The 24,268-nt window shown below is 38.2% G+C and carries 23 protein-coding genes; 16 read left to right on the forward strand and 7 right to left on the reverse strand.

The annotated features are described in order from the left end of the window. Positions 1 to 47: 47 nt before the first annotated feature. The 6 genes from K348_RS0108390 to K348_RS0108415 all read left to right on the forward strand — a co-directional run bounded on the left by K348_RS0108390 (position 48) and on the right by K348_RS0108415 (position 8,533). Positions 48 to 1,187: a hypothetical protein gene (locus K348_RS0108390; protein ID WP_029904521.1), complete on the forward strand. Its 1,140-nt coding sequence runs from the start codon at positions 48 to 50 to the stop codon at positions 1,185 to 1,187. Positions 1,188 to 1,258: 71 nt separating this feature from the next. After that, positions 1,259 to 2,815, forward strand: a complete 1,557-nt coding sequence (locus K348_RS0108395) for a glycoside hydrolase family 32 protein (protein ID WP_036930284.1) — start codon at positions 1,259 to 1,261, stop codon at positions 2,813 to 2,815. 126 nt (positions 2,816 to 2,941) lie between these two features. Next, entirely contained in the window at positions 2,942 to 4,795 is a 1,854-nt protein-coding gene (locus tag K348_RS0108400) for a DNA topoisomerase IV subunit B (protein ID WP_029904523.1), read from the forward strand. 6 nt (positions 4,796 to 4,801) lie between these two features. Continuing rightward, positions 4,802 to 5,662 carry a formyltetrahydrofolate deformylase gene (purU, locus tag K348_RS0108405; RefSeq protein WP_029904524.1) on the forward strand — a complete coding sequence of 287 codons (861 nt, stop codon included), beginning with the start codon at positions 4,802 to 4,804 and terminating at the stop codon, positions 5,660 to 5,662. A gap of 91 nt (positions 5,663 to 5,753) precedes the next feature. Next, complete coding sequence (locus tag K348_RS0108410; RefSeq protein ID WP_156032833.1) at positions 5,754 to 6,836, forward strand: hypothetical protein; 1,083 nt, start codon at positions 5,754 to 5,756, stop codon at positions 6,834 to 6,836. Positions 6,837 to 7,000: 164 nt separating this feature from the next. After that, the gene (locus tag K348_RS0108415; RefSeq protein WP_029904526.1) at positions 7,001 to 8,533 is read left to right on the forward strand and encodes a peptide MFS transporter; all 1,533 of its coding nucleotides are present in this window, start codon (positions 7,001 to 7,003) and stop codon (positions 8,531 to 8,533) included. 227 nt (positions 8,534 to 8,760) lie between these two features. Here the strand turns inward: K348_RS0108415 and K348_RS0108420 are convergent, their stop codons facing one another. Together K348_RS0108420 and K348_RS0108425 are read right to left on the reverse strand one after the other, a co-directional pair. Continuing rightward, positions 8,761 to 9,240, reverse strand: coding sequence for a hypothetical protein (locus K348_RS0108420; RefSeq protein WP_029904527.1), 480 nt, complete (start codon positions 9,238 to 9,240; stop codon positions 8,761 to 8,763). A gap of 5 nt (positions 9,241 to 9,245) precedes the next feature. Beyond that, positions 9,246 to 10,124 (reverse strand): helix-turn-helix transcriptional regulator, encoded by an 879-nt coding sequence (locus K348_RS0108425; RefSeq protein WP_029904528.1) that lies wholly within the window; start codon positions 10,122 to 10,124, stop codon positions 9,246 to 9,248. A gap of 330 nt (positions 10,125 to 10,454) precedes the next feature. Between K348_RS0108425 and K348_RS0108430 the strand changes: the two genes are divergently transcribed. The 3 genes from K348_RS0108430 (at position 10,455) to K348_RS0108440 (ending at position 12,962) form a co-directional block, all read left to right on the forward strand. After that, a complete protein-coding gene (locus K348_RS0108430; RefSeq protein ID WP_197027638.1) occupies positions 10,455 to 11,030 on the forward strand; it encodes a superoxide dismutase in 576 nt (191 codons plus the stop codon). Between the two features lie 222 nt (positions 11,031 to 11,252). Beyond that, positions 11,253 to 12,161: a DUF3943 domain-containing protein gene (locus K348_RS0108435; protein ID WP_051697716.1), complete on the forward strand. Its 909-nt coding sequence runs from the start codon at positions 11,253 to 11,255 to the stop codon at positions 12,159 to 12,161. Positions 12,162 to 12,176: 15 nt separating this feature from the next. After that, complete coding sequence (locus K348_RS0108440) at positions 12,177 to 12,962, forward strand: isochorismatase family protein (protein ID WP_029904531.1); 786 nt, start codon at positions 12,177 to 12,179, stop codon at positions 12,960 to 12,962. On the opposite strand, the gene K348_RS0108445 is transcribed toward K348_RS0108440, so the two are convergent. Both K348_RS0108445 and K348_RS0108450 read right to left on the reverse strand, forming a co-directional pair. Further along, entirely contained in the window at positions 12,959 to 13,564 is a 606-nt protein-coding gene (locus K348_RS0108445) for an EcsC family protein (protein WP_029904532.1), read from the reverse strand. The two genes, K348_RS0108440 and K348_RS0108445, sit on opposite strands and share 4 nt — an antisense overlap. A 112-nt stretch (positions 13,565 to 13,676) precedes the next feature. Beyond that, positions 13,677 to 14,183 (reverse strand): peroxiredoxin, encoded by a 507-nt coding sequence (locus K348_RS0108450; RefSeq protein WP_029904533.1) that lies wholly within the window; start codon positions 14,181 to 14,183, stop codon positions 13,677 to 13,679. A 417-nt stretch (positions 14,184 to 14,600) separates the two neighbouring features. On the opposite strand from K348_RS0108450, the gene K348_RS0108455 reads away from it, so the two are divergent. From K348_RS0108455 to cydB, 6 genes are all read left to right on the forward strand, one after another. After that, positions 14,601 to 15,032, forward strand: coding sequence for a YbaN family protein (locus K348_RS0108455; RefSeq protein ID WP_197027639.1), 432 nt, complete (start codon positions 14,601 to 14,603; stop codon positions 15,030 to 15,032). 128 nt (positions 15,033 to 15,160) lie between these two features. Further along, a complete protein-coding gene (locus K348_RS0108460) occupies positions 15,161 to 15,475 on the forward strand; it encodes a DUF3467 domain-containing protein (RefSeq protein WP_029904535.1) in 315 nt (104 codons plus the stop codon). Positions 15,476 to 15,508: 33 nt separating this feature from the next. Further along, a complete protein-coding gene (ald, locus tag K348_RS0108465; RefSeq protein WP_029904536.1) occupies positions 15,509 to 16,609 on the forward strand; it encodes an alanine dehydrogenase in 1,101 nt (366 codons plus the stop codon). Positions 16,610 to 16,634: 25 nt separating this feature from the next. Beyond that, positions 16,635 to 16,880: a DUF4492 domain-containing protein gene (locus tag K348_RS0108470; RefSeq protein WP_029904537.1), complete on the forward strand. Its 246-nt coding sequence runs from the start codon at positions 16,635 to 16,637 to the stop codon at positions 16,878 to 16,880. Positions 16,881 to 16,921: 41 nt separating this feature from the next. Further along, positions 16,922 to 18,475: a cytochrome ubiquinol oxidase subunit I gene (locus K348_RS0108475; RefSeq protein ID WP_029904538.1), complete on the forward strand. Its 1,554-nt coding sequence runs from the start codon at positions 16,922 to 16,924 to the stop codon at positions 18,473 to 18,475. 28 nt (positions 18,476 to 18,503) lie between these two features. After that, positions 18,504 to 19,649 (forward strand): cytochrome d ubiquinol oxidase subunit II, encoded by a 1,146-nt coding sequence (cydB, locus tag K348_RS0108480; protein ID WP_029904539.1) that lies wholly within the window; start codon positions 18,504 to 18,506, stop codon positions 19,647 to 19,649. Between the two features lie 124 nt (positions 19,650 to 19,773). Here cydB and K348_RS19010 read toward each other — a convergent pair whose 3' ends face one another. Next, positions 19,774 to 19,941: a DUF362 domain-containing protein gene (locus K348_RS19010; RefSeq protein WP_081852542.1), complete on the reverse strand. Its 168-nt coding sequence runs from the start codon at positions 19,939 to 19,941 to the stop codon at positions 19,774 to 19,776. 276 nt (positions 19,942 to 20,217) lie between these two features. Here K348_RS19010 and K348_RS0108485 point away from each other — a divergent pair, with 276 nt between their 5' ends. Further along, complete coding sequence (locus tag K348_RS0108485) at positions 20,218 to 20,943, forward strand: porin family protein (protein ID WP_029904540.1); 726 nt, start codon at positions 20,218 to 20,220, stop codon at positions 20,941 to 20,943. Positions 20,944 to 21,028: 85 nt separating this feature from the next. Here the strand turns inward: K348_RS0108485 and dnaK are convergent, their stop codons facing one another. Continuing rightward, positions 21,029 to 22,933, reverse strand: a complete 1,905-nt coding sequence (gene dnaK, locus K348_RS0108490; RefSeq protein WP_029904541.1) for a molecular chaperone DnaK — start codon at positions 22,931 to 22,933, stop codon at positions 21,029 to 21,031. Positions 22,934 to 23,159: 226 nt separating this feature from the next. Next, on the reverse strand, positions 23,160 to 24,128 hold the full coding sequence (locus K348_RS0108495) for a hypothetical protein (protein WP_029904542.1): 969 nt from the start codon (positions 24,126 to 24,128) through the stop codon (positions 23,160 to 23,162). Positions 24,129 to 24,268 lie beyond the last annotated feature (140 nt).

Genomic DNA, 24,268 nt, shown 5'->3' on the forward strand with positions numbered 1-24,268 from the left:
GTAACTAAATAGTATCTTTACACCCGTAATAAAACAGGAATATAAATATGTCTGTATTAATAAAAGAAGTAAGTGAAAGTGACAAGGCTTTGAAGAAAGCATTTGTGAAATTTCCTATCAAATTATATAAAGATTGCCCGTATTATGTGCCCTCTCTTATTCTAGATGAACTGGATACGTTGGATGTAAAAAAGAATCCGGCTTTCGATTTCTGCGAGATGCAGCTTTTCCTCGCCTATAAGGATGACAAAATAGTCGGCCGTATAGGTGCTATTATCAATCATAAAGCCAATGAAGTGTGGAATGAAAAGCATGCCCGCTTTAGCTTTGTCGATTTCATCGATGATAATGAGGTGGTAGACGCACTGTTTTCAGCGGCTATAAAATGGGTAAAAGGCAAAGGTATGAATGCCATTGTCGGCCCTATGGGATTTACCGACCTCGATCCTGAGGGGATGCTTATCAAAGGATTCGATCAGGTAAGTACAATGGCTACAAAATACAGCTATCCGTATTATGTGACTCAGATTGAGCGTCTAGGCTTCGAAAAGGAAGCCGACTGGAACGAGTACCGGATTCCGGTGCCTCATGAGGTTCCGGAAAGACATCAGCGCATAGCCAATATGGTAGCGAAACGATATGGGTTGAAGGTATTAAAATTTAAGAACCTGAAACAGATAACACCTTATGTAGACAGGCTGTTCCGATTAATGAATGAAGCTTATAAGCCTCTTTATGGCTTTGCACCGCTCACTCAGAAACAGATAGATCACTATGTGAAAATGTATGTTCCTCTTTTGCGTTGGGATATTGTATCAATCATCATCAAAGAGGAAACAGACGAAGTGGTCGGTTTTGGAATAGGTATGCCCAGCCTTTCGCGCGGACTGATCAAATCGGGAGGTAAACTATTCCCTTTCGGTTGGTATCATCTGGTAAAAGACTTGAAAAGCAAGAAAAACCCGGTTATAGACTTGCTGCTGATAGGTATAGCCCCCGAATATCAGGGAAAAGGTGTGAATGCTATAATCTTTAACGATTTTATCCCGTCGGCTTACAAATGCGGATTTCAATTCGCCGAATCTAACCCTGAACTTGAAATGAATAATAAGGTCGCATCGCTTTGGGACGGATTTAATGCCGAAAATCATAAGATGCGCAGGGCGTATATAAAGCACATCGATTAAGCCTCTGCAATACTTGTGAATACAGGCAGAAGATATAATTCTTTTGCTAACTCTATAACCTTAATCTTACTATGTATAGACAATTATTATTGATCTGTTTATCACTCATTTCGTTGTCTGCTTTCTCTCAAACGGGTAATGATGGCAAAATGGATTCGGAAAGTTATCGTCCTCAATTTCATTTTTCGCCCAAAGAAGGATGGATGAGCGATCCCAACGGTCTTGTATATTACGATGGCGAATATCATTTATGTTATCAACATATCCCCAATGGTTCATCAGGGCAGCATTGGGGGCACGCCATAAGTAAGGATTTGCTGCATTGGGAATATATGCCTATAGCACTTTATCCGGATAGTTTGGGTTTCATTTTTTCAGGATGCACTGTTGTCGATCATAATAATACATCAGGACTAGGCTCGAAAGATAACCCTCCGTTAATTGCGATTTTCACATATCATAATGGAGTAGCTGAGAGAAACGGCGATATCAGAACAGAATCGCAGGCAATTGCATACAGCTTAGATAAAGGCCGAAGCTGGATCAAATACGATAAGAATCCTGTTATACCAAATCCCGGAATTAAAGATTTCCGCGATCCCAAAGTCATTTGGAATAAGCAGACTGATAAATGGCTTATGGCGCTTGCAGCAGGGTCTGTCATCAAATTCTACGAATCGGAAAATAGTCTCGACTGGAAATACCTCAGTGAATTTGGCGAGGGTAAGGGGTCGCATGTCGGCCCATGGGAATGCCCTGACTTCTTTCCTTTGAAGGTAAAAGGCAGCGGGGAAACTAAATGGGTTTTACTTGTCAGCGTTGTAGATTTTACTAATACCCCTGATCGTTTGACTACCGCGACACAGTATTTTATCGGTGATTTCGATGGAAAAGACTTCTCTTGTGATCAAACGGATACATTATGGATCGATCATGGGAAAGATTGCTATGCGGGAGTGACTTTCGATAATGCACCGGATAACCGCCGTATTTTTGTGGCCTGGATGAATTCACATCAGTATGGAGGGCAGGCCCGGGGTATATTTACACATCACTGGTCGGGTGCAGCGACATTTCCTCGCGAACTGTCATTGGTGAAGGACAAGAATAATTATCGTTTAGATATTCAGCCTGTAAAAGAAATTGTAGGATTGTATGGAAAACAAGCCAAATTAGATAAGGCAAAAATTGAAGGAACTCTGAATATCTCGGATAAATTACAATTCAAAGCCAATCAGGCGGAACTGAAATTAAACTTTTCTTCACAGTCACTTCCTGAAAAATATGGAGTATGTCTGAAAAATAATAATGGAGAGTTTATAGAGCTTGGTTTCGATAAAAAACTGCAACGCTTTTATGTGGACAGGACAAATGCTACGGGAGTTAAATTTCACGATAGATTCGCATCTTTTCAGACCTCTTTGCCTTATAATCCGGAAAAAGAAATACAGTGGCGTATTTTAGTAGATGTAAGTTCTGTCGAAATGTTTGTCGGAGATAATCAGATAGTGTTTTCTGACATCTTTTTCCCTTCATCAGCATTCGACATTATCGAAATATTCACAGAAGGTGGTACAGTTAATCTTAAAAGCGGTTCTGTAACGGAATTGAAGTCTATTTTGAAATAGTCTATATTAGCCACGTTATAAAATGATCTTTTTAACGAATGACTTGATAACTTGGTATTCATACTTGCCATTTTTTTTGTATTTTTACACTGCGTTTTTCATTATTAGTGTTTTATAAAATTTTGTATGGAAGAAGAGAAAATCGAACTACCCGAAATTAATTATTCCGATGATGATATAAAAACCCTCGACTGGCAGGAGCATATCCGTCGCCGTCCAGGGATGTATATCGGTAAGCTGGGCGACGGCTCGTCTGCTGATGACGGTATCTATGTGCTGCTCAAAGAGGTGCTTGATAACTCTATCGATGAATACATGATGGGATTTGGAAAGACTATCGAAGTAACTATCGAAGAGGGTGCTGTCAGGGTGCGAGATCATGGACGTGGTGTACCTCTCGGAAAGGTAAAAGATGTTTCATCTAAAATGAATACGGGCGCTAAATACGATTCCAAAGCATTCAAAAAATCAGTAGGATTGAATGGGGTAGGGATCAAGGCGGTAAATGCTCTTTCGTCCATGTTTATGATGCAAAGTTTCCGTGACGGGCAAACTACATCGGTTGAATACAGCAAAGCACTGGTAACAAAAGAAAACGCGATAGAATCTACAACAGAAGACAACGGAACCCTCATCGAGTTTATTCCTGACAATACTATCTTTACGAATTACAATTTCAGGGACGATTATGTCGAAAGCCTGTTGAAGAATTATGTATTCCTGAATACAGGGCTTACAATAATCTATAACGGTAAAAAGTTCTTTTCCAAAAACGGACTTGTCGACCTGCTGAATGAAAATATGACTTCTGATCCTCTTTATCCCATTATACATCTTAAAGATACGGATATCGAGGTGGTGATTACGCATACCGATCAGTATGGAGAGGAATATTACTCTTTTGTAAACGGCCAGCATACAACACAAGGCGGCACGCATCAATCCGCATTTCGGGAATCGCTTTCCCGTGTGATAAAGGAATACTATAATAAGAATTTCGACTATGCCGATATCCGCAGTGGAATTGTCGCTGCTATCAGCGTGAAAGTTGAAGAACCTGTCTTCGAATCACAGACAAAGACCAAACTAGGGTCAAAAGATATGGGGCCGGGAGGGCCGTCGGTACAGAAGTTTATCGGTGATTTCCTCAAAAAAGAACTCGATAACTTCCTACATAAAAATACGGAAACATCCGAAGCCCTCTTAAAGAAGATACTGGAGTCGGAAAAGGAACGTAAAGCGATAGCGGGAGTTACCAAACTAGCCCGCGAACGTGCCAAAAAGGCGAATCTACATAATAAGAAACTACGTGACTGCCGCATCCACTATAATGATAATAAAGGCGACAATCTCGATGAAACCAGTATTTTTATCACCGAGGGAGATTCGGCCAGTGGCTCTATAACCAAGAGCCGTAACCCTAATTTGCAGGCAGTGTTCAGTCTGCGAGGTAAGCCTCTGAACAGTTTCGGCCTTACCAAAAAGATTGTGTATGAAAATGAAGAGTTCAACCTCCTACAGGCGGCTTTAAATATTGAAGACGGAATAGACGGATTACGCTACAACAAAATCATAATAGCTACCGATGCCGATACGGACGGGATGCATATACGTTTGTTGATACTGACATTCTTCCTGCAGTTCTTTCCCGATCTTATAAAGAAGAATCATGTATATATCCTGCAGACACCGCTTTTCCGGGTTCGTAACAAGAAGGAAACATTTTATTGCTATACGGAAGAAGAGCGCATTGCTGCAATAAAAAAATTAGGCGCAAATCCGGAGATAACCCGATTCAAAGGTCTGGGTGAAATTTCACCAGATGAATTCGTACATTTTATAGGTAAAGATATGCGTCTCGACAAAGTATCGATGAAAAAGGAAGACCTTGTAGGAAATATGCTCAATTTCTATATGGGTAAAAATACACCGGAGAGACAGGAATTTATTATAGATAATCTTGTCATAGAAGAAGACTGATTTACAATGAAAAACGACCACGCGATCATACTTATATCCTCACCCGATCAGCCGGGTCTGGTAGCGGCCGTTACGGACTTTATCAATGTTAATGGCGGTAATATTATCAATCTGGAACAGCACGTAGATAAGCAGGAGAATGTATTCTTCATGCGCATCGAGTGGGATCTGACTAACTTTATCATTCCCCGCGAGAAGATAAGCGATTTTTTCCAGACGATGTACGCCAATAAATATGACATGACATTTCGTCTTTACTTTAACGACTATACACCACGTATGGCCGTTTTTGTTTCCAAGATGTCGCATTGTTTGTTCGATATTCTGGCGCGTTATACGGCAGGTGAGTGGAAAGTGGAGATACCTCTTATTATCAGTAACCACGAAGATATGCGTCGCGTAGCGGATAAGTTTGGCATAGAATACCATGTACTGAAGCTGAACAAAGACAATAAAGAAGAGATAGAAGCCAGACAACTGGAATTACTGAAAGAAAAAAGTATCGACTTTATTGTTCTTGCCCGCTATATGCAAATACTTACTGATAAGTTCATCGAAGAATATCCGAATAAGATAATAAATATTCATCATTCTTTCCTGCCTGCCTTTGTAGGTGCACGGCCTTACCATGCCGCTTATGAAAGGGGAGTAAAGATCATCGGAGCCACTAGCCACTATGTGACTACCGAACTGGATGCCGGCCCGATAATAGAGCAGGACATAACCCGCATAACCCATCGCGACAGTGTGGAGAATCTTGTGCGTAAAGGACAGGATTTGGAAAAGATTGTATTATCGCATGCCATAGAATATCATCTCGACCGTAGGGTACTGGTATATAAAAATAAAACTGTCTTATTTTCATGAAATGAAGTATTTCAACAAGTTAATTAAAAGTGGAGTAATTATCTTTAGTTTTGTTCTTTTTTTTATTATATACATATTGGTAATAAAATATATGTATAATGAAGATTTGAGTTATCATGCCAGATTTTCTTTAGAAATAATGAAAGGAGAAAGACCGATGTTTGGTAATTTTCTTCTTTATATGCTAGTTCCTGTATTTGCCGGTTTTAGTAAAAGTTTGCTTTATCATAAAATAAGCTTATGTTTTTTAATTGCAATTGCCACCACAATTAAATTTGTATGGGCCAAAAACAAGATTAACGAAATAGGATTGTTTTCGTATGATATAAGTAAAAGATATTGGATGTCGGTGCTGATTGCATTTTCTTTAATATTTGTATATGTAATACCCATACCGAGTTATTTATTATTCGACAGATTTTATTTAGGGAATTTTGTGCCTAATACATGGCATAATTCTACTACTATATTTCTGTTTCCATTTGCTATTCTTCTTTTTTATCAGAGTTACAAACAAATCGTGGAATACGACTCGAAAAGGAACATTATCATATTGATACTTATGATAGTGAATATCTTTATAAAGCCTAGCTTCTTTTTTGTTTTTATATGTGTTTATCCTCTTTTTATGTTTATACGTCATAAACTATCCAAGCCTTTCTGGATATCATTGTTGATTTTGTTTATCGGAGGCTTATGTTTGGCTTTAGAATACTTCTCGATTTATTTAATAGGAAAAGATGAAACACAAGCATCGTCCGTGGTAATTAATATTTTTTTCTGTTATGAAAACTTTTCTCCTTTGAGTATGTTACCGTTTGCTATCATTTTTTCATTGTTATTTCCACTTGTTTATTATATCATGAATTATAAGAAACGAAAAAAGGATATTTTAACCTGGTATATTTTAGCGATGCTAATTGTATCATTTTTAATCTATTTTATTTTAGCAGAATCAGGCTTAAGGGCAACACATGGAAATTTTTATTGGCAAATAATAATATGTGTCTGGATATTTTATTTCTATGCATTGTTTTTCTTATTGAAAGATATAAAGGACCAAGGCTTTTCTTTAAAAAATAAAATTCTGACGGGTTTATATTCCGTACATGTCCTTTTAGGATTAATATATGTGATAAGATTGTATAGCATAGGCTCTGCTTTTCTAGCATAATTATCTTTAAATTGAAAAATAAATATTTTCTAACTGTCTAATTATTTTATGTTCTTTAATATACTCCGATAAAGTGATTATTCGCCATGTTTTCTTACTTTTGTACAGCTTGGTGCTAATAAACAGATGAAATAACTTATAATACTAATCTTAAATATAATTTTATGTTTAAAAATCATCCTAAAGGTCTGTTAGCAGCCTCATTATCTAATATGGGAGAACGTTTCGGCTTCTATATAATGATGGCTATTCTTTCACTTTTCTTAATGTCCAAATTTGGGCTGGAAAAATCGAATGCGGGAGTAATATATGCTGTGTTTTATTTCTGTATTTATGCTTTTGCACTTGCCGGAGGTTATATTGCAGATAAAACAAAAAAGTATAAATCAACCATTCAGGTTGGTATAGTGTTAATGGCTATAGGCTATCTTATTATTGCCATACCCACGCCTACACCGGTTTCCAGTTTTTGGCCATTTATAATTCTTACTTGTTTCGGATTATTTGTTATTGCTTTTGGGAATGGTTTATTTAAAGGGAACTTGCAGGCTTTAGTCGGGCAGATGTATGACAATGAAGAATACGGAAAAATGCGTGATTCCGGTTTTTCTTTGTTCTATATGTTTATAAATGTAGGTGCGATTTTTGCTCCGATGATTGCAGTTGCCGTGAGAAACTGGTGGTTGAAAATAAACGGATTCATTTATAATCCCGACCTTCCGGCACTTTGCCATCAATATCTGGGGGGAACACTGACAGGTGAGGCAGCCGAACGATATACAAAACTGGCTCCGGAAGTTAGTCTGAACGGTGCTCCGACAGATTTAACATTGTTTGCTAATGAGTACCTGAATGTGTTTAATACCGGATTTCATTATGCCTTTGCTGTAGCTATTGTTGCGATGATAATTTCGTTTATTATTTATACTACCAATAAGAAGCAATTGCCGGATCCTGCTCTTAAAAAGGTAGTGAAAAAATCAGATGTAACAGCTCCTATCGTAGAAGAAAAAGTAATGGATGCAAATGAAGTAAAACAACGTTTATATGCTTTGTTTGCTGTATTTGCAGTTGTTATATTCTTTTGGTTCTCTTTCCATCAGAATGGCTTGACTCTTACATTCTTTGCGAATGACTACACATTATTGAAAATTGGTTCGTGGGAATTTTCAGCAGAATTATTCCAATCCTTTAACCCGTTATTTGTTGTCTTGCTGACTCCGGTAGTATTAGCGGTATTCGGTTGGTTGCGCGCTAAAGGCAAAGAGCCGTCGGCACCTAAGAAAATAGCAATAGGTATGGGTATTGCTGCATTCGCATATGTTGTGATGTCTTTAGGCTCTTTAGGCTTACCATCTGCGGCTGAAGTAAAATCAATGGGAGGTTTGGCAGATACTGTGCGTGTAACGCCGTTCTTACTTATAGGAACGTATCTGATACTAACTATAGCCGAATTATTTATCAGTCCGTTAGGTATATCTTTTGTTTCGAAAGTAGCACCTCCACAGTATCAGGGTATCATGCAGGGATGCTGGTTAGGAGCTACAGCTATAGGTAATCAATTATTGTTTATCGGAGCCATATTGTACGAAAATATCCCGATCTGGGCTACATGGTGTGTATTTGTGGCTGCCTGCTGTGTTTCCATGTTTACAATGTTATTCATGATCAAATGGCTTGAACGTATTACGAAATAAAAAATTGGTTTACACCAAAATATTAAAGTCCGGTTTCATTGGGAAACCGGACTTTCTTTATCTATATATAAACTATAAGCGTATAGTTATTGTATTACTTCTGGGTTTTATCAAATGAAAAAGTAAATTAATCCGTTACTTCTGTTACCTTTTAACTTAATATAGTTAATAAACGTAAATTTAATTATGAGTGATAAGTTATAAATTATGAGTTGGAGTTTGTTGTTTTATTCTAACTCTTCATCTATACCGTCGGGCGGAGTTTCGATTACAGGCTCATCTATAATCTCTGTTTTGCGACGTGAAACTATGATAAGGTAGATAATCGTAAGAATCGATGTAGCGCATAACAGGTATATTCCGCTTCCGTATTTCGGAATTTTGTAAAATAAATTAAGTGATACGATAAAGGCTAATATGCCGTCCATAAGCAAAAATATACGGGATGTTTTCTTTTTCAGTGCAATCCAGAACAAGGCGCTCATAATACTCAGCACCGGAATCATATATACAACATAGGTAGTATAAACCGATTCTTTATTACGGGAGAAGAAATTTGTTACTTTTGTTACCTTTTTTTGAATGTCGGGTATATCCCAGCCTACAATCTTTACCAGCCCCATATCGAGCCACGGCAGGGAGAATGCTACAATAAATAAGATAGCAAATAGTAGTTCGAAAGAAATGTATCTGTTTACTTTTTCCATAGTTGTTAAAGTTCTATTTCGTCCGCTGTGATGTAACCGTTTGTTATACAGTAAAATATCAGTCCGGAAACTGTTTTGATGCCGAGTTTGGCCGTTATATTCTTGCGATGTGATAACACTGTATTGAGGCTTATATTCAGCTTGTCGGCCACTTCCTTGTTGAGAAAGCCAAGCGCTATAAGGCGAAGTACATCGAGTTCGCGTTGCGATAGGGGTTGTGTTTTCGATGCTTTTACGGCATGGCTGGCTGCTATTAATTCTTGCAGGTCTTCCATTCCCGATTCGGAAAGGTCGTCAATCATCGGCTTGAGTATCTTTTCCCTGATGCGGTTGTGCTTTTCCAGATCGCGCTGGAAGCTGTCGATAGTAAAGATCACTGCATAACACATATTTTCGTTGAAGTTTCCTGATATATGCTTGATTATTATGCTTTTCAGGTCGGTGAGTAGTGCAAGCGGAGTATCACCTTTTACTAAGCCCTGTTCGATTTGACCTGTAAGTTCGTCTTTGAATTCGGTAAATAACCTGCTTATCAGCTTTAACTGCGGATTATTGGGATCGCTCATCGAAATGAAAGCGTTCAGATGTTTTTCCAGATTATGCAACTGTCCGTGCACCAGATAGGCATCGGTTTGCTTGATATAGGAAACCACCGGCTCGATGTCAAACTTTTGAAGCTTACGTTCCGGAAAGTAGTCCTCGTTGAGGAAAGTGTTTAGTATAGCAAGAAAAAACTCGGTATTGATATTTGCCTTAGAGCATATATCGCCGATCGTTTTATCTCCCAGACCGAGTTTGATTCCAAAACGGTTGATGACAGGGATCAGCTGGTGATTTTCTTGTATTATTTCCGATAGTATGGATGACGATTCTACAAAGATCATAACTTTATAATGTTTCGGTAACAAAAATACATATTAATTCTGATATGTTTTTTCTAAAACTTTATCTATAAGTTAAAAGCTCTGAACTATTGTAAGGTATAGGAAGATTATAGATAAAGACAATGAAATGTTAAAAACAATTTATGATAATTATAGATATATTAAATAAACAAATTTTACATTCGGATTGTTAATCATATACGTACACTGAAAACCCATTGAATTATGAAGAAAATCCTTTTAATGAGTCTAACGCTTTCTGTACTTTTTACGGGTGCAGTAAAAGCTCAAAATATAAACAATAACAATAATAATCAAAAAACAAGAACTATGAAATTTGAATTACCAACATTGCCTTATGCAACAGACGCTTTAGAACCGGTTATAGGAAAACAAACCGTAGAATTACATTACGGTAAACATCTTCAAACATATATTACCAACCTGAACAATCTTATTCAGGGAACAAAATTTGAAAATGCCGATCTGGAAACAATCGTAAAAGAAAGCGACGGAGCCATTTTCAATAATGCAGGACAGACATTAAATCACAATATATATTTCCTTACTTTCAGCCCTAACGGAGGCGGAGAGCCTAAAGGAAGATTGGCTGAGGCTATAAATAAGAAATGGGGTTCTTTCGAAGATTTCAAAAAGGAATTTAATAAAGAAGGGGCTGCAGTGTTCGGTTCGGGCTGGGTATGGCTTGCAAAAGATAAAGACGGTAATCTGGAGATTACAAAAGAATCGAATGCAGGCAACCCGATAACTAAGGGTATGACACCGCTATTGGGATTCGATGTATGGGAACATGCATACTATCTCGACTATCAGAATCGCCGTGCAGATCACCTCACCGAATTATGGAAGATTATCGATTGGAGCGCAGTAGAAGCTCGTTATTAATAAAGTAGTGTTCATTATATTATTAAAAAGCAATCCTCATGGATTGCTTTTTATTTGTAGGCATGTGATCATATTTAAGAATCTTAAAGAGTAAGTGGTTTTTGTTAAAATTTGATATAATTTTCAAGGTGGGGACTAAAAAACGGTGGTGGAAAAATGTATTATAGCAAAAGTTTTTACTTTTAACATAAAGCGTTATTACAAATTCTAATTTGCCTGAAGATGAATAATAATAATGCCATAGGAAGACGACAATATAATAGAGGCTACTTTTCCTTATTATTACTTCTATTCGTGTTTACTCTTAATGCTCAGAATAAACCGGATACAATTATAGGAGAAGTAAAGCATGATACCGTACGGACTATTTCTCCACTGACAGAAAAATCTTTCCAAATTGATAAGGCTTTTGCAGACAATGTACATAAGGAGAACTTTAAACTTGTCCCTTCTAAGATAAACATCTATGATATGCCTTATTCCATGACAGCCAATTACCCTAATTATAAAAGGTTGGCACTGAATACAGGGGTGTTGGGAGGAGCAGGACTATTGACACTGGGCGTATTGCAATTATTGCCGGAAGATGCTACCAGCTGGAACAAGAAATCGATTACCAGTGTGCCTCCATTTCGCAGGTGGGCACGTAATGTAAGGAAAGGGCCTGTTTGGGATAAAGATAATCTGGTATTTAACTATGTGCTTCATCCATATGGGGGAGCAGCATTTTATATGGGAGCCAGAAGTCAGGGCTTTAATATCTTTTATTCTTTCCTTTATTCGGCAGGTATATCTACTATTTTATGGGAATATGGAATTGAGGCTTTTATGGAAATACCTTCTATTCAGGATTTGATTGTAACACCTGTGGCAGGAACTATTCTGGGTGAGGGTTTTTATTTGCTGAAACGCCATATCGTATCTAATGATTACAGGCTCTTTGGCAGCCGCTTTGTTGGAAACTTTGTAGCCTATCTTATCGATCCGGTGAACGAAGTAATCGGTATATTTGCCGGAAATCCGAATAGAAAAAAGTCAGGCCGTTCGGATAATTCACTATCTTGTACACCGTGGTTTAATACCACAGCTTATGGTAAGACGGCCGGATTTATGATAAGTTTATCTTTCTAAATACAATTATCGAATATGAAAAGAACAGCTATACTGGGTATCGACTTGCAGAATGATTTCACTTTACCTACAGGCTCTTTGTCTGTACAGAACGCCCAAGAGGATGTAAAGCGCATTGCCGATTTTATCCGTCACAATCAAGAGAATATAGATTACATAGCTTTGTCAATGGATTCGCATCAGCCGATTCATATTGCTCACCAGATATATTGGAGAAATGCAGACGGAGATTTCCCGCCGTTATTCTCTGTCATTACTGCCGATGATGTGAGGGGAGGCAAATGGGTACCTCAATATAATAAGGATCATGCTCTTACTTACCTCGAACAATTGGAGAAGAAAGGCGAAGTATGCACTATATGGCCTATGCATTGTATACTGGGTACTACGGGTTGGGCTATCGATAAACAAATAACTGATGTACTAAGTAACTGGTGTATTCATAACGGCAGATCTTATGAGTTGTTTTACAAAGGTTATTCCCAATCCACAGAGCATTACAGTATCTTCAGAGCGGTTGTAGAATGGGCAAATGAACCGGAAACTTATCTTAATAAAAAGCTTTTATTCAAGCTTAATTCTTTCGATGAAGTATTGCTTGTAGGTGAGGCGGCAGATTATTGTGTAGCCAATTCCCTGAATGATATACTGGATGAATGTCCTGAACTGGCACAGAAAATAGTCGTGTTTACAGATTGTATGTCATGGATTAATCCCGATAATCAACGGGCAAAAGACATATTCAGTAAAGCTGAAAAAATAGGGGTGAGGTTTGTTGAGTCGGGACGTTACTCACTTTAGTCTTCTTCACTGCTGAAAGGAGGAGGTGTATCTATAAATATATTCTTAGCTATTTTCCCGACAATCTTTGTCGAAACCGCATCATATGATCCGCCTACTATTCCGCCAATTACCGGAACGGCCTTTCCTAAAGAAGTAATACCTTTCTGGCCTGCTTTGGTCGCCATTTTGACACTGACTTTCTCCACGAGTTTATTGAGCATTTTTTCGCTGGCTTTAATGCTGATATCTTTCAGCAGTTCTTTAGCACCGTTTCCGGCCATACAGATATATACCATAGATTTTACTTTGTCATCCTTGATGTCATAGCCACCCATATAAGCAATAGCTGTGATCATGCGTATTTGTACATACATTACACTGGCAATGTTTGCTGGAACAGTCAATGGCATAACCATCATACCGCCTAAGCCTGTAAGAAATCCGCTGGTAGCTGCTTTGGTAACCTGCCATTTGATAAGGGAATCTACCTGTTGCTCCAGCGTTCCGGCTTTCTCCAGATAATTATTACCTAACTCATAAGCCGATTCCACTCCTGTAAAACCACCTAAGGCTCTGGCGTAAGCCCAATCCATTGTTTTAGCTATTATACTTTTACTCATATATAATCTCCATATTATTCTGACTAATAATAAACAATAACTATGCCATAAACTAAAAGAATAAAGCGTCTCATTTACTTGAAATGAAACGCTTTAATAATAGTAAGTTAAATTAATTCTCATTCAACATTCGATCCAAGTCATTTGGTGTAAGGTTCATTGCTACAATTACCCCGTTTTCATCAATCAGGTAATTTTTAAACCCTCTTTCCAATTGATACTGTTCGAAAAGGCCGGAAGAAACATCCCCTTTAGCCAGAAATTGATACTTAGCATCAATTTTATCCATGGCTAATGTCTTCTCAAAGACCGATTCGCTCTTGTCGAAAGATACTGATACCATTTGCACCGGATATTGCTTATTCTCAATAATATGAGAAAGCAACACATTGTCCTTGTGCGAATAGGCGTCGTATGCCGCCCAGAAATTTACCAATACTTTCTGACCTCTCAGATCAGATAAACTAATCTTTGTTCCTGACTCATTTTCTAGATTTTTAATATCAGGCAACAGGTTTCCCGGATAAATACCTTCCGAAAGACTAGAAGTTCTTGATGTATTGGATGATAAGCTTATAAAGATTATCCCCATAACCAAGAAATACTTCACATACTTCATAAAATAATCATTAGGTTACCACTCAAGCTCTTTATCCACACTTTCCTCCCAGAAAAGAATAAAGAGCCCTCCCAACTTTTGGGAACAGAACCATAATCCTACGCTTAGAATTATCATGTTCTGTATTTCGGGCACAAAGATAACACAATTTGACGAATTGCCGAAATTTGCACCGTTGAGTTAGTAACAATTAAGGTTATTTGATTGTTTTCAGCGAACTTATTTTATTGATAGCCAGAACCTATATTATAGCATAGACCCGGTATTGTGAGAGACTGTGCAGTTAATGAGCAGATAGAGTTGATCACATGAATGGATAATTAACATATAATATTGACCTGCATATTATTTAATCTCATACTTTTTCTTTTACTTTGTTTTTATTGGTAAACAAATAAAGAACATACACGCACAATAATGAGATATCTATACATTACGTTAGGGTTTATTACTCTAAGTCTGGGCGTATTGGGTATAGTCACTCCCGGCTTGCCTACCACTCCTTTTATTCTCCTTACCGGTGTCTTGTTTGCCAAAAGTTCCCCGCGATTGCATCATAAACTGATGAATAACAAATTGACAGGTAGATATCTACATCGTGTTAATGACGGGTTTACATGGAAAGGACTGTCGATATCTATCGGTATCATGTGGTGCATGATATGCTTTACGGCTTTCGTGGTATTTGATTATGGCACAATGCGTTTTGTTATGTTAGGTCTTGGCATTATAGGCACTATATCACAGATAATAGTTTTAAGACGGAAAAGACGTCTGAAGACAAGAAGAAGTAATATAGAAATCATCGATGAGCATATAGATAAAGATAATATACACAAAGCATCGTGAAGATTTAAAATATGTATATTTGTGTTATTAAATATGCATATTTTCTTTTGATGTTATATGATATTTATTTTCCTTTGTATGGATGGGTAAGGAAATCAGCGGTTTTGAACTAAAAATGGAAAAGTAATATGGAAAACAGAAATGAACAGGATAACCAGATTCAGATAGAACTCCCCGAAGACATAGCCCAGGGAACTTATTCGAACCTTGCTATTATAGCGCATTCTTCGTCCGAATTTGTAATTGACTTTGTTCGTATCCTTCCGGGTTTGCCGAAGGCAAAAGTACAGTCTCGCATCATACTTACACCCGAGCATGCCAAACGGTTATTGTATGCATTGAATGAAAACATAAACAGGTTTGAAGACCAGAACGGACCTGTTTCGGCCGATAATTCAGGCGGATTTTTGCCTCCGCTCAACGGACCTATAGGAGAAGCTTAGAACTATTTTGTTAACTATTAAATAATACATCGTATGAAAATCGGAATTCCTAAAGAGTTGAAGTCATATGAAAATCGGGTTGCAGTAACACCTGCAGGTGTATATGAATTTGTTGCCGACGGGCACGAAGTTTTTGTTCAGACCAATGCCGGAGTAGGCAGCGGCTTTACTGATTTGGACTATACGAATGCCGGAGCTACGGTTTTATCCACTATTGAAGAAGTGTATGCAATAGCGGATATGATAGTGAAAGTAAAAGAGCCGATAAAAGAAGAATATGATCTGGTGAAGGAAAATCAAATTGTATTCACCTATTTTCATTTTGCATCCAGTCGCGAATTGACCGAAGCTATGATTAAAAGCAAGGCTGTCTGTATAGCTTACGAAACGGTTGAACTACCTGACCGTTCATTGCCTTTACTTGTGCCGATGAGCGAAGTTGCCGGACGTATGGCTATTCAGGAAGGTGCGCGCTTTTTGGAAAAGCCTCATTTGGGAAAAGGGGTTCTTTTAGGTGGTGTGCCGGGAGTGAAGCCTGCTCACGTCGTTGTCATAGGCGGGGGAATAGTAGGAACACAATCAGCAAAGATAGCTGCAGGTATAGGTGCACGAGTTACCCTGCTGGATAAGAGCTTGCCACGTTTGCGCTACCTGAGCGATATTATGCCTGCGAATGTTACTACCCGTTATTCCGATGCCCATACTATTATGGAACTATGTAAGGATGCTGACCTTATAGTAGGTGCGGTATTGATTGCCGGAGATAAGGCTCCACAGGTTATCACAAGAGAGATGCTGAAGGATATGCAGGCGGGTACCGTACTTGTCGATGTGGCTATCGATCAGGGTGGATGTTTCGAGACGTCACGACCTACGACACATCAGGATCCTGTATTTGTTATCGATGATGTCGTGCATTATTGTGTAGCGAATATACCGGGCGCTGTACCTATGACTTCTACCTTGGCACTCACAAATGCTACATTACCTTATGCGTTGGAAATAGCCAATTTAGGCTGGGAAGAAGCATGCCGGGAGCACAAAGATTTACGTAAGGGCTTGAACATTATAAAGGGAGATATTGTTTACAAAGCGGTTGCTCACACGTTCGGCCTTGAATATAAAGAATATTAATATCATTTTAAGCATTCAAAATACCATGGAAGAATCTATTCCAAAATTTAACTTCTTTACAATGTTCAGAGACGGGTTTAAAAGTATGACTCTGGGTAAAACATTATGGACAATAGTGATTATAAAGCTGATTATCATGTTCCTGATTTTGCGCCCGTTCTTTTTTCCTAACTTTCTGAATTCGAAGTTCGATGACAGCCAGAGCAAGTCGGACTATGTAAGTGAAGAACTTGTGAAAACATCAACAGTTGACGAAACAGTAAATAATTAAATTGAAATCCTCATATATTTACTAATATAAAACTATTATTTATGGAACTACTAAGTACATCGTTAATAGACTGGTCTAGGGCCCAGTTTGCTATGACTGCAATGTATCACTGGTTGTTTGTTCCTCTGACCCTCGGGTTGGGGATTATAATGGCAATCATGGAAACAATGTATGTGCGTACAGGTAACGAGCAATGGAAAAAAACTGCAAAATTCTGGATGGTTATTTTTGGTATCAACTTTGCCATTGGCGTGGCCACCGGACTTATCCTCGAATTCCAGTTCGGTACCAACTGGTCAAACTACAGTTGGTTTGTAGGCGACATTTTCGGAGCGCCGTTAGCAATTGAAGCTACAGTAGCATTCTTTCTGGAAGCTACATTTATTTCCATTATGTTTTTCGGTTGGAAACGCGTAAGTAAGGGAGCCCACTTGGCTGCTACATGGCTCACAATAGCCGGGGCTACAATCTCTGCGCTGTGGATTCTCGTAGCAAATGCATGGATGCAATATCCGGTAGGTATGGAATTTAATCCTGATACTACCCGCAACGAGATGATGGATTTCTGGGCTGTAGCATTATCTCCTGTAGCTATCAACAAATTCTTCCACACAGTCTTATCCGGTTGGGTACTAGGTGCCGTATTTGTAGCCGGAGTTGCTGCATGGTACATGTTGAAGAAAAGAGAAGCGGAATTTGCCCGTCAGAGTATGAAAGTTGCAGCAGCATTCGGGCTGATAGCATCTGTTCTTATTGCATGGACAGGACACGGTTCAGCTCAGCAGGTAGCAGAAAAACAACCGATGAAACTGGCTGTAATGGAAGGTCTTTATGAAGGTGGTGAAGGGGTAGGACTCATTGCTTTCGCTATACCTAATCCGGCAAAAGAATCGTATAAAGACGATGTAGACCCTTATTTGATAAATATAAGTATACCGAAAGGACTGTCATGGCTCAGTTTTAGTGAACTGGACGCATATGTTCCCGGAATAAAAGACATAATAGATGGTGGCTATAAGGAACCGGACGGTTCTACCGCACTTTCTTTCGCTGAAAAGCAAGCGAAAGGCAAGGCTGCTATCCAGGCATTAGCCGATTACAAGAAAGCAACAAAAGATGGCAATGAAGCCGCAGCAAATGGATATAAAGAATCACTGAAATCCAACTATGCATATTTCGGATATGGTTATCTGGATTCTCCTGAACAATTGATTCCTAATATTCCGCTTGTGTACTGGCCATTCCATATCATGGTTTATCTGGGAGGTTATTTTATATTACTGTTCCTTATTATATCTTTCCTTGTTTATCGCAATAAGGATATGAGTAATAAGAAATGGCTGCTTTGGGCATGTATATGGACAATTCCATTGGCATATATTACCGGACAGGCAGGTTGGATGGTTGCTGAGATCGGGCGTCAGCCATGGGCTATACAGGATGTTCTGCCGCTGCAGGCCGCCGTATCGGCTCTGTCGGCAAAATCTGTAATAATTACTTTCTGCTTGTTCCTGCTTCTTTTCACAGGATTACTTATTGCAGAGATTCGCATTATGCTCAATCAGATTAAGAAAGGTCCGGAGGACTCTCACTAATATTTTATAACTAAAAAAAGATATAACTATGGATTATTCATTTTTACAACATTATTGGTGGTTCCTTATATGCCTGATCGGAGGACTATTTGCATTTCTTCTCTTTGTTCAGGGCGGACAATCCATGATCTTTTCTCTGTCAAAAGAAGATAGGGAACGCATGATACTTGTGAACGCTTTAGGCCGTAAATGGGAATACACATTTACCACGCTGGTAACATTCGGAGGGGCTTTCTTTGCATCTTTCCCATTGTTTTACTCTACCAGTTTCAGCGGAGCTTATTGGGTATGGATGCTTATTTTGCTTTGCTTTGTGGTACAGGCGGTATCTTATGAATACCAATCTAAACCCGGCAATGTATTTGGACGTAAAACTTATCAGTCTTTCTTGTTTATAAACGGTGTATTGGGCACATTCTTAGTAGGTGCAGCACTGGCAACATTCTTTACAGGATCGGATTTTACTGTAAATAAAGAAAATATGACGGACGTCCTGAGTCCGGTAATAAGCCGCTGGGGCAGTGAATGGCACGGGCTTGAGGCCTTGGCCAATCCGCGTTGCTGGTTGCTTGGATTAACAGTGCTTTTCCTTGCACGTACTTTGGCTTGTCTATTCTTTATCAATCGTCTGCAGGATGAGAAATTAGTTAATCGTTCGCGTAAGTTTTTAATGTATAACTCGCTTCCGTTTGTTGTATTTTTCCTTGCATTCGTTATCTGGTCTTTGTTCGCAGAAGGTTTTGCGGTCGATCCGGATACAAAAGAAGTATTCATGCAACCTTACAAATACTTTATCAATCTGGTTGAGATGCCGATAGTAGGTATTGTATTTGTGGTGGGGGTACTTCTTGTATTGTTTGGTATAGGTAAGACTTTGATAGATAAGAATTATAAGTGCGGGATATGGTTTACAGGGATAGGTACTGTGCTGACTGTTTGCATGCTGCTGCTTATAACAGGTTATAATAATACGGCTTATTATCCTTCGGCTACCGACCTTCAAAGTTCGTTGACTATACAGAATTCTTCTTCTAGTGAATTTACATTGACGGTGATGAGTATCGTATCTCTAATTATTCCATTTGTATTGGCGTACATTATATACGCATGGAATTCGTTAGAAAAGAAACCTTTCGATGCAAAAGACCTGAAAGATGACGGACATGTATATTAATAAAAATATATATACCAAGATAAAATTAAAAGGATACTCATGAGTATCCTTTTGCTTTATTGCCAGTAAATAAAAAAGGAAGCTGAAAGCCTCCTTTGTATTTAAATTCCTGTATATCTTCCTATTATGCAGGGTGGATTGCTTCAGTTGGACATGCATCAGCACAAGTACCGCAATCGGTGCAAGTATCAGGATCAATTGTATAAATGTCGCCTTCTGAAATTGCGTTTACCGGACACTCATCGATGCAAGTACCGCAAGCAATACAATCTTCATTAATTACGTAAGCCATGATTTTCGAATTTTAATATTATTACTAACTTTGATACACAAATATAAAGAGTTTTTTTCGTCAGCCAAAACGGATATTGTTAGATATTATATATATAATATTACTACTATCTATTATAAAATACTTACTTGGATGTAATGGTTTGAATAATAGATTTTTACTGAATATTTTCAAATAAGGATATAGATTTGGCAAATAGCTTATTTTTATTCTTTCTAAGTAATATTAATAATACAAAACGGTATAATAACAAGGCTGAATAAACGTTTATAATAAATGATACTGAAATTAAAGGCCGAAATATATATAATTATTTTAAGTACATTGTGCATCTTATTAGTAAATGAGATACATGCACAAACCCGCAAACCTTTAAACCAGCCGTTTGCCGATCAGAAAATGTATCATCTCGGTTTTTCGATCGGTATAGATGCTCCCGATCTTATTTTTTCGCATAGCGGTTATACGGCAGAAAACGGCGAGACATGGTTTGCCGAAATACCGTCGTATTCGATTGGTTTCAATGTAGGGATAATAGGGGATAGGTATCTCAATGAGTATTTTAATCTGAGACTGGCACCCAGCCTTCATTTAGGTGAAAGACGCTTTGTGTTCCGGGAGCAGGTAGGAGGTGAAGAATATAAGACTTCGCTGAAGGCCAGCTATCTTACTTTGCCTTTACATCTTAAATTCAGTGCTCCACGTATTAATAATTACCGTCCTTACGTACTTGCTGGAGGGTACGCTTCTATGGATATCGGTTCCAAAAAAGATGAAGCCTTACGTTTTAAGAAAATGGATTATGGTTTGGAATTTGGTATAGGTTGTAATATTTATTTACCCTTATTTAAATTATGCCCTGAACTACGTTTTTCTTTCGGTCTGGCCGATCTTATAGATAAGGACAGAAGCGATATCACTGATAACGATATGCTCAAATACCGTGAAGCTGTTTCATCCGGTAAATCGCGGATGATCTCACTGATATTCAATTTCGAATAATACGAAAAACAATAATACGAAAATAAAAAATGGCCGACGGGATTAATCTGTCGGCCATTTCTTTGTAGTATATAAAGTGCGTATATTATTTCACTTCTTCAAAATCTACATCAGTAACATCACCATCATTATTTGGCTGGCTTCCTGTATTACCTCCGGCCTGTTGTCCCGGATTTGCTCCGGCTTGTTGCTGTTGATTATACATTTCCTGACTTAGATTCTGGAATAATGTATTCAATTCATTCATTGCAGTATCGATACCGGCCAGATCCTGAGCCTTGTGAGCATCTTTCAATTTAGTCAGTGCTCCTTCGATAGGTGCTTTCTTATCGGCAGGAACTTTATCTCCAAGTTCAGTTAATTGCTTTTCAGTCTGGAAAATCATAGAGTCGGCCTGATTCAGCTTATCAATTTTTTCCTTCTCTTTCTTATCCGATTCGGCATTTGCTGCAGCTTCGTCTTTCATTTTCTGGATTTCAGCATCGCTAAGACCTGATGATGCTTCGATACGGATCGATTGTTCTTTTCCTGTAGCCTTATCTTTTGCCGATACACTAAGAATACCGTTAGCATCGATATCGAATGTTACTTCTATCTGAGGTTCGCCACGACGTGCAGGCATAATACCGTCCAGATTGAATACACCTATTTGTTTGTTGTCTCTCGCCAATGGGCGTTCACCCTGCAGTACATTTATTTGTACAGATGGCTGGTTGTCGGCAGCGGTAGAGAATGTTTCACTCTTCTTTGTAGGTATGGTTGTATTTGATTCTATCAGTTTTGTCATCACTCCACCCATAGTTTCTATACCGAGAGAAAGAGGAGTAACGTCAAGAAGCAACACATCTTTCACTTCACCTGTCAATACACCACCTTGTATGGCTGCGCCTACAGCAACTACTTCATCCGGATTAACCCCTTTAGACGGAGTTTTACCGAAGAATTTTTCAACTTCAGCCTGTACAGCAGGAATACGTGTAGAACCACCTACAAGGATTACTTCATCTACATCGGAAGCCGAATATCCTGCATCGCTCAAAGCCTGACGGCATGGATCGATACATTTACGGATAAGCGTATCTGCCAATTGTTCGAATTTAGCACGGGTTAATGTTTTTACCAAGTGTTTTGGTATTCCGTTAACCGGCATTATATATGGTAAGTTAATCTCTGTAGAAGTTGTACTAGAAAGTTCTATTTTTGCTTTTTCAGCAGCTTCTTTCAGACGTTGAAGAGCCATAGGATCTTTACGAAGGTCCAGACCTTCGTCTTTCATGAATTCTTCTGCCAGCCAGTTAATGATTACCTGGTCGAAGTCGTCACCTCCGAGGTGAGTGTCACCATTAGTTGATTTTACTTCGAAAACACCGTCACCAAGTTCGAGGATTGAAATATCGAATGTACCGCCACCAAGGTCGAATACAGCGATCTTCATATCTTTGTGAGCCTTGTCCAATCCGTATGCAAGAGCAGCGGCTGTCGGCTCGTTTACTATACGCTGTACTTTAAGTCCTGCAATTTCACCTGCTTCTTTTGTAGCCTGACGCTGAGAATCGCTAAAGTAAGCAGGCACTGTGATAACGGCATCAGTTACTTCCTGTCCAAGATAATCTTCTGCTGTTTTCTTCATTTTTTGAAGAATCATAGCTGAAATTTCCTGTGGAGTATACAGGCGACCGTCTATATCGACACGCGGAGTATTGTTATCTCCTTTTACAACTTTGTATGGAACGCGTGTTACTTCCGTTTGTACCTGATCCCAAGTTTCTCCCATAAACCTTTTTATGGAATATATCGTTTTTTCAGGATTTGTAATAGCCTGACGTTTTGCAGGATCACCTACTTTACGCTCGTTTCCTTCGATAAATGCAACAACCGAAGGAGTCGTTCTTTTTCCTTCATTGTTAGCGATAACGATTGGCTCGTTACCTTCCAACACGGCAACACAAGAGTTTGTGGTACCTAAGTCAATTCCAATTATTTTTCCCATTTTAGTTTAATATATTTATTTGTTTTCTTTTGTTTAGTTATATTTTTCCACCTTTCAGTGACATGATCTTTATTTCAAATGCTGTGCCAAACTGGTCATATTTTAAAGAAATTATAAAATATGACGATTTGTCATAACAAATAATAACATCGCTATATGAATACAGAACCCGTATTCACAAAAAAACAAAAATGGGACTTTTATAGTTCGGGACTATTTATATATTTTACCTCAAGGTATTAACGGCTTGCCGTTGCGCTTTAAGGAATCTGATCCTTTGCTCTTCGCCACTTTCCGAAATAAGGGTTGATACCCTTTTGAGCGACTGTATCCTTTCCTTCATCCTTATTAGTGTCCGTTCGTCAAGTGCTACAAGATAATTTAAGGCAAAGGCGCTGATCATACTTAATTTGATGAAGTTGGTTTCCAGATAGGAATATCCGGTGTCGGACGGAATTTCTGAAATGTATATCTGCACTTTATTGCCATTATCAAACTTGCCTTTAGTTGTGATCTTTTCTATATAATCCAAAAATTCGAACAACTCGTTCTTTAGCAGTAATATGCTTTCAGCATTGATAAGCCCTATATTTGAAAAGTATTTGATTTCTTTTACTATGCTCTGAAAAATATTATTATCCCATATGTATGAAGTTCTGCTTATATTCGTAGATTCATCAACAATCTCCCTGCAAAGCTTATCCATTCTCTCGGGATAATTCATCTCATTAAAACTCTTTACTCGATCCATTGTTTCATTTAGATACATCCATCGGAATGAACTGTATTTGGCCAACATATAGTATCGGTGAGAAGGAAACTGGGGAAAAATATTAGATGTAAAGACCTGTTCGGAGTTAGTATCTTCTTTTGCCAATTTAAGCGTATTCAGATATTCTTCCAGCATTTGATAATCAATCTCACTAAGATTATAGAATTGCTGCGGTTTCAGTTCAAAAATCGAATTCTCAATAGGTTTCACATTAATAATTTTATCTAATGAGATATTTAACTTATGAGCGATTAGGGTAGCTTCGTAAAGCGAAAAACCGACTTCGCCTCTCAATCTGCGATAAGCAGCCTCTTTACCGATAAATAAAATTTCTCCTATTATTTTTGCTATGTTGGTTTCTTTGGGGAATTTGTTTCTTATAGCTTCCTGTAGTTTGCTGTTTAATATTTCCGTGCTAATCATTGGACATGTATTTTTGATATCTTTGTAAATTAAACGACAAAATAAAGCTTTTTTTATTTTATTCCAATATGTTGTTTTATATATTTGATTTATAGATAAATATATTAACATCGATTTGGGATTATCCGTTTCGGGGTGAG

Source organism: Prevotella sp. 10(H) (assembly GCF_000711235.1).
GTDB lineage: Bacteria > Bacteroidota > Bacteroidia > Bacteroidales > Dysgonomonadaceae > Dysgonomonas.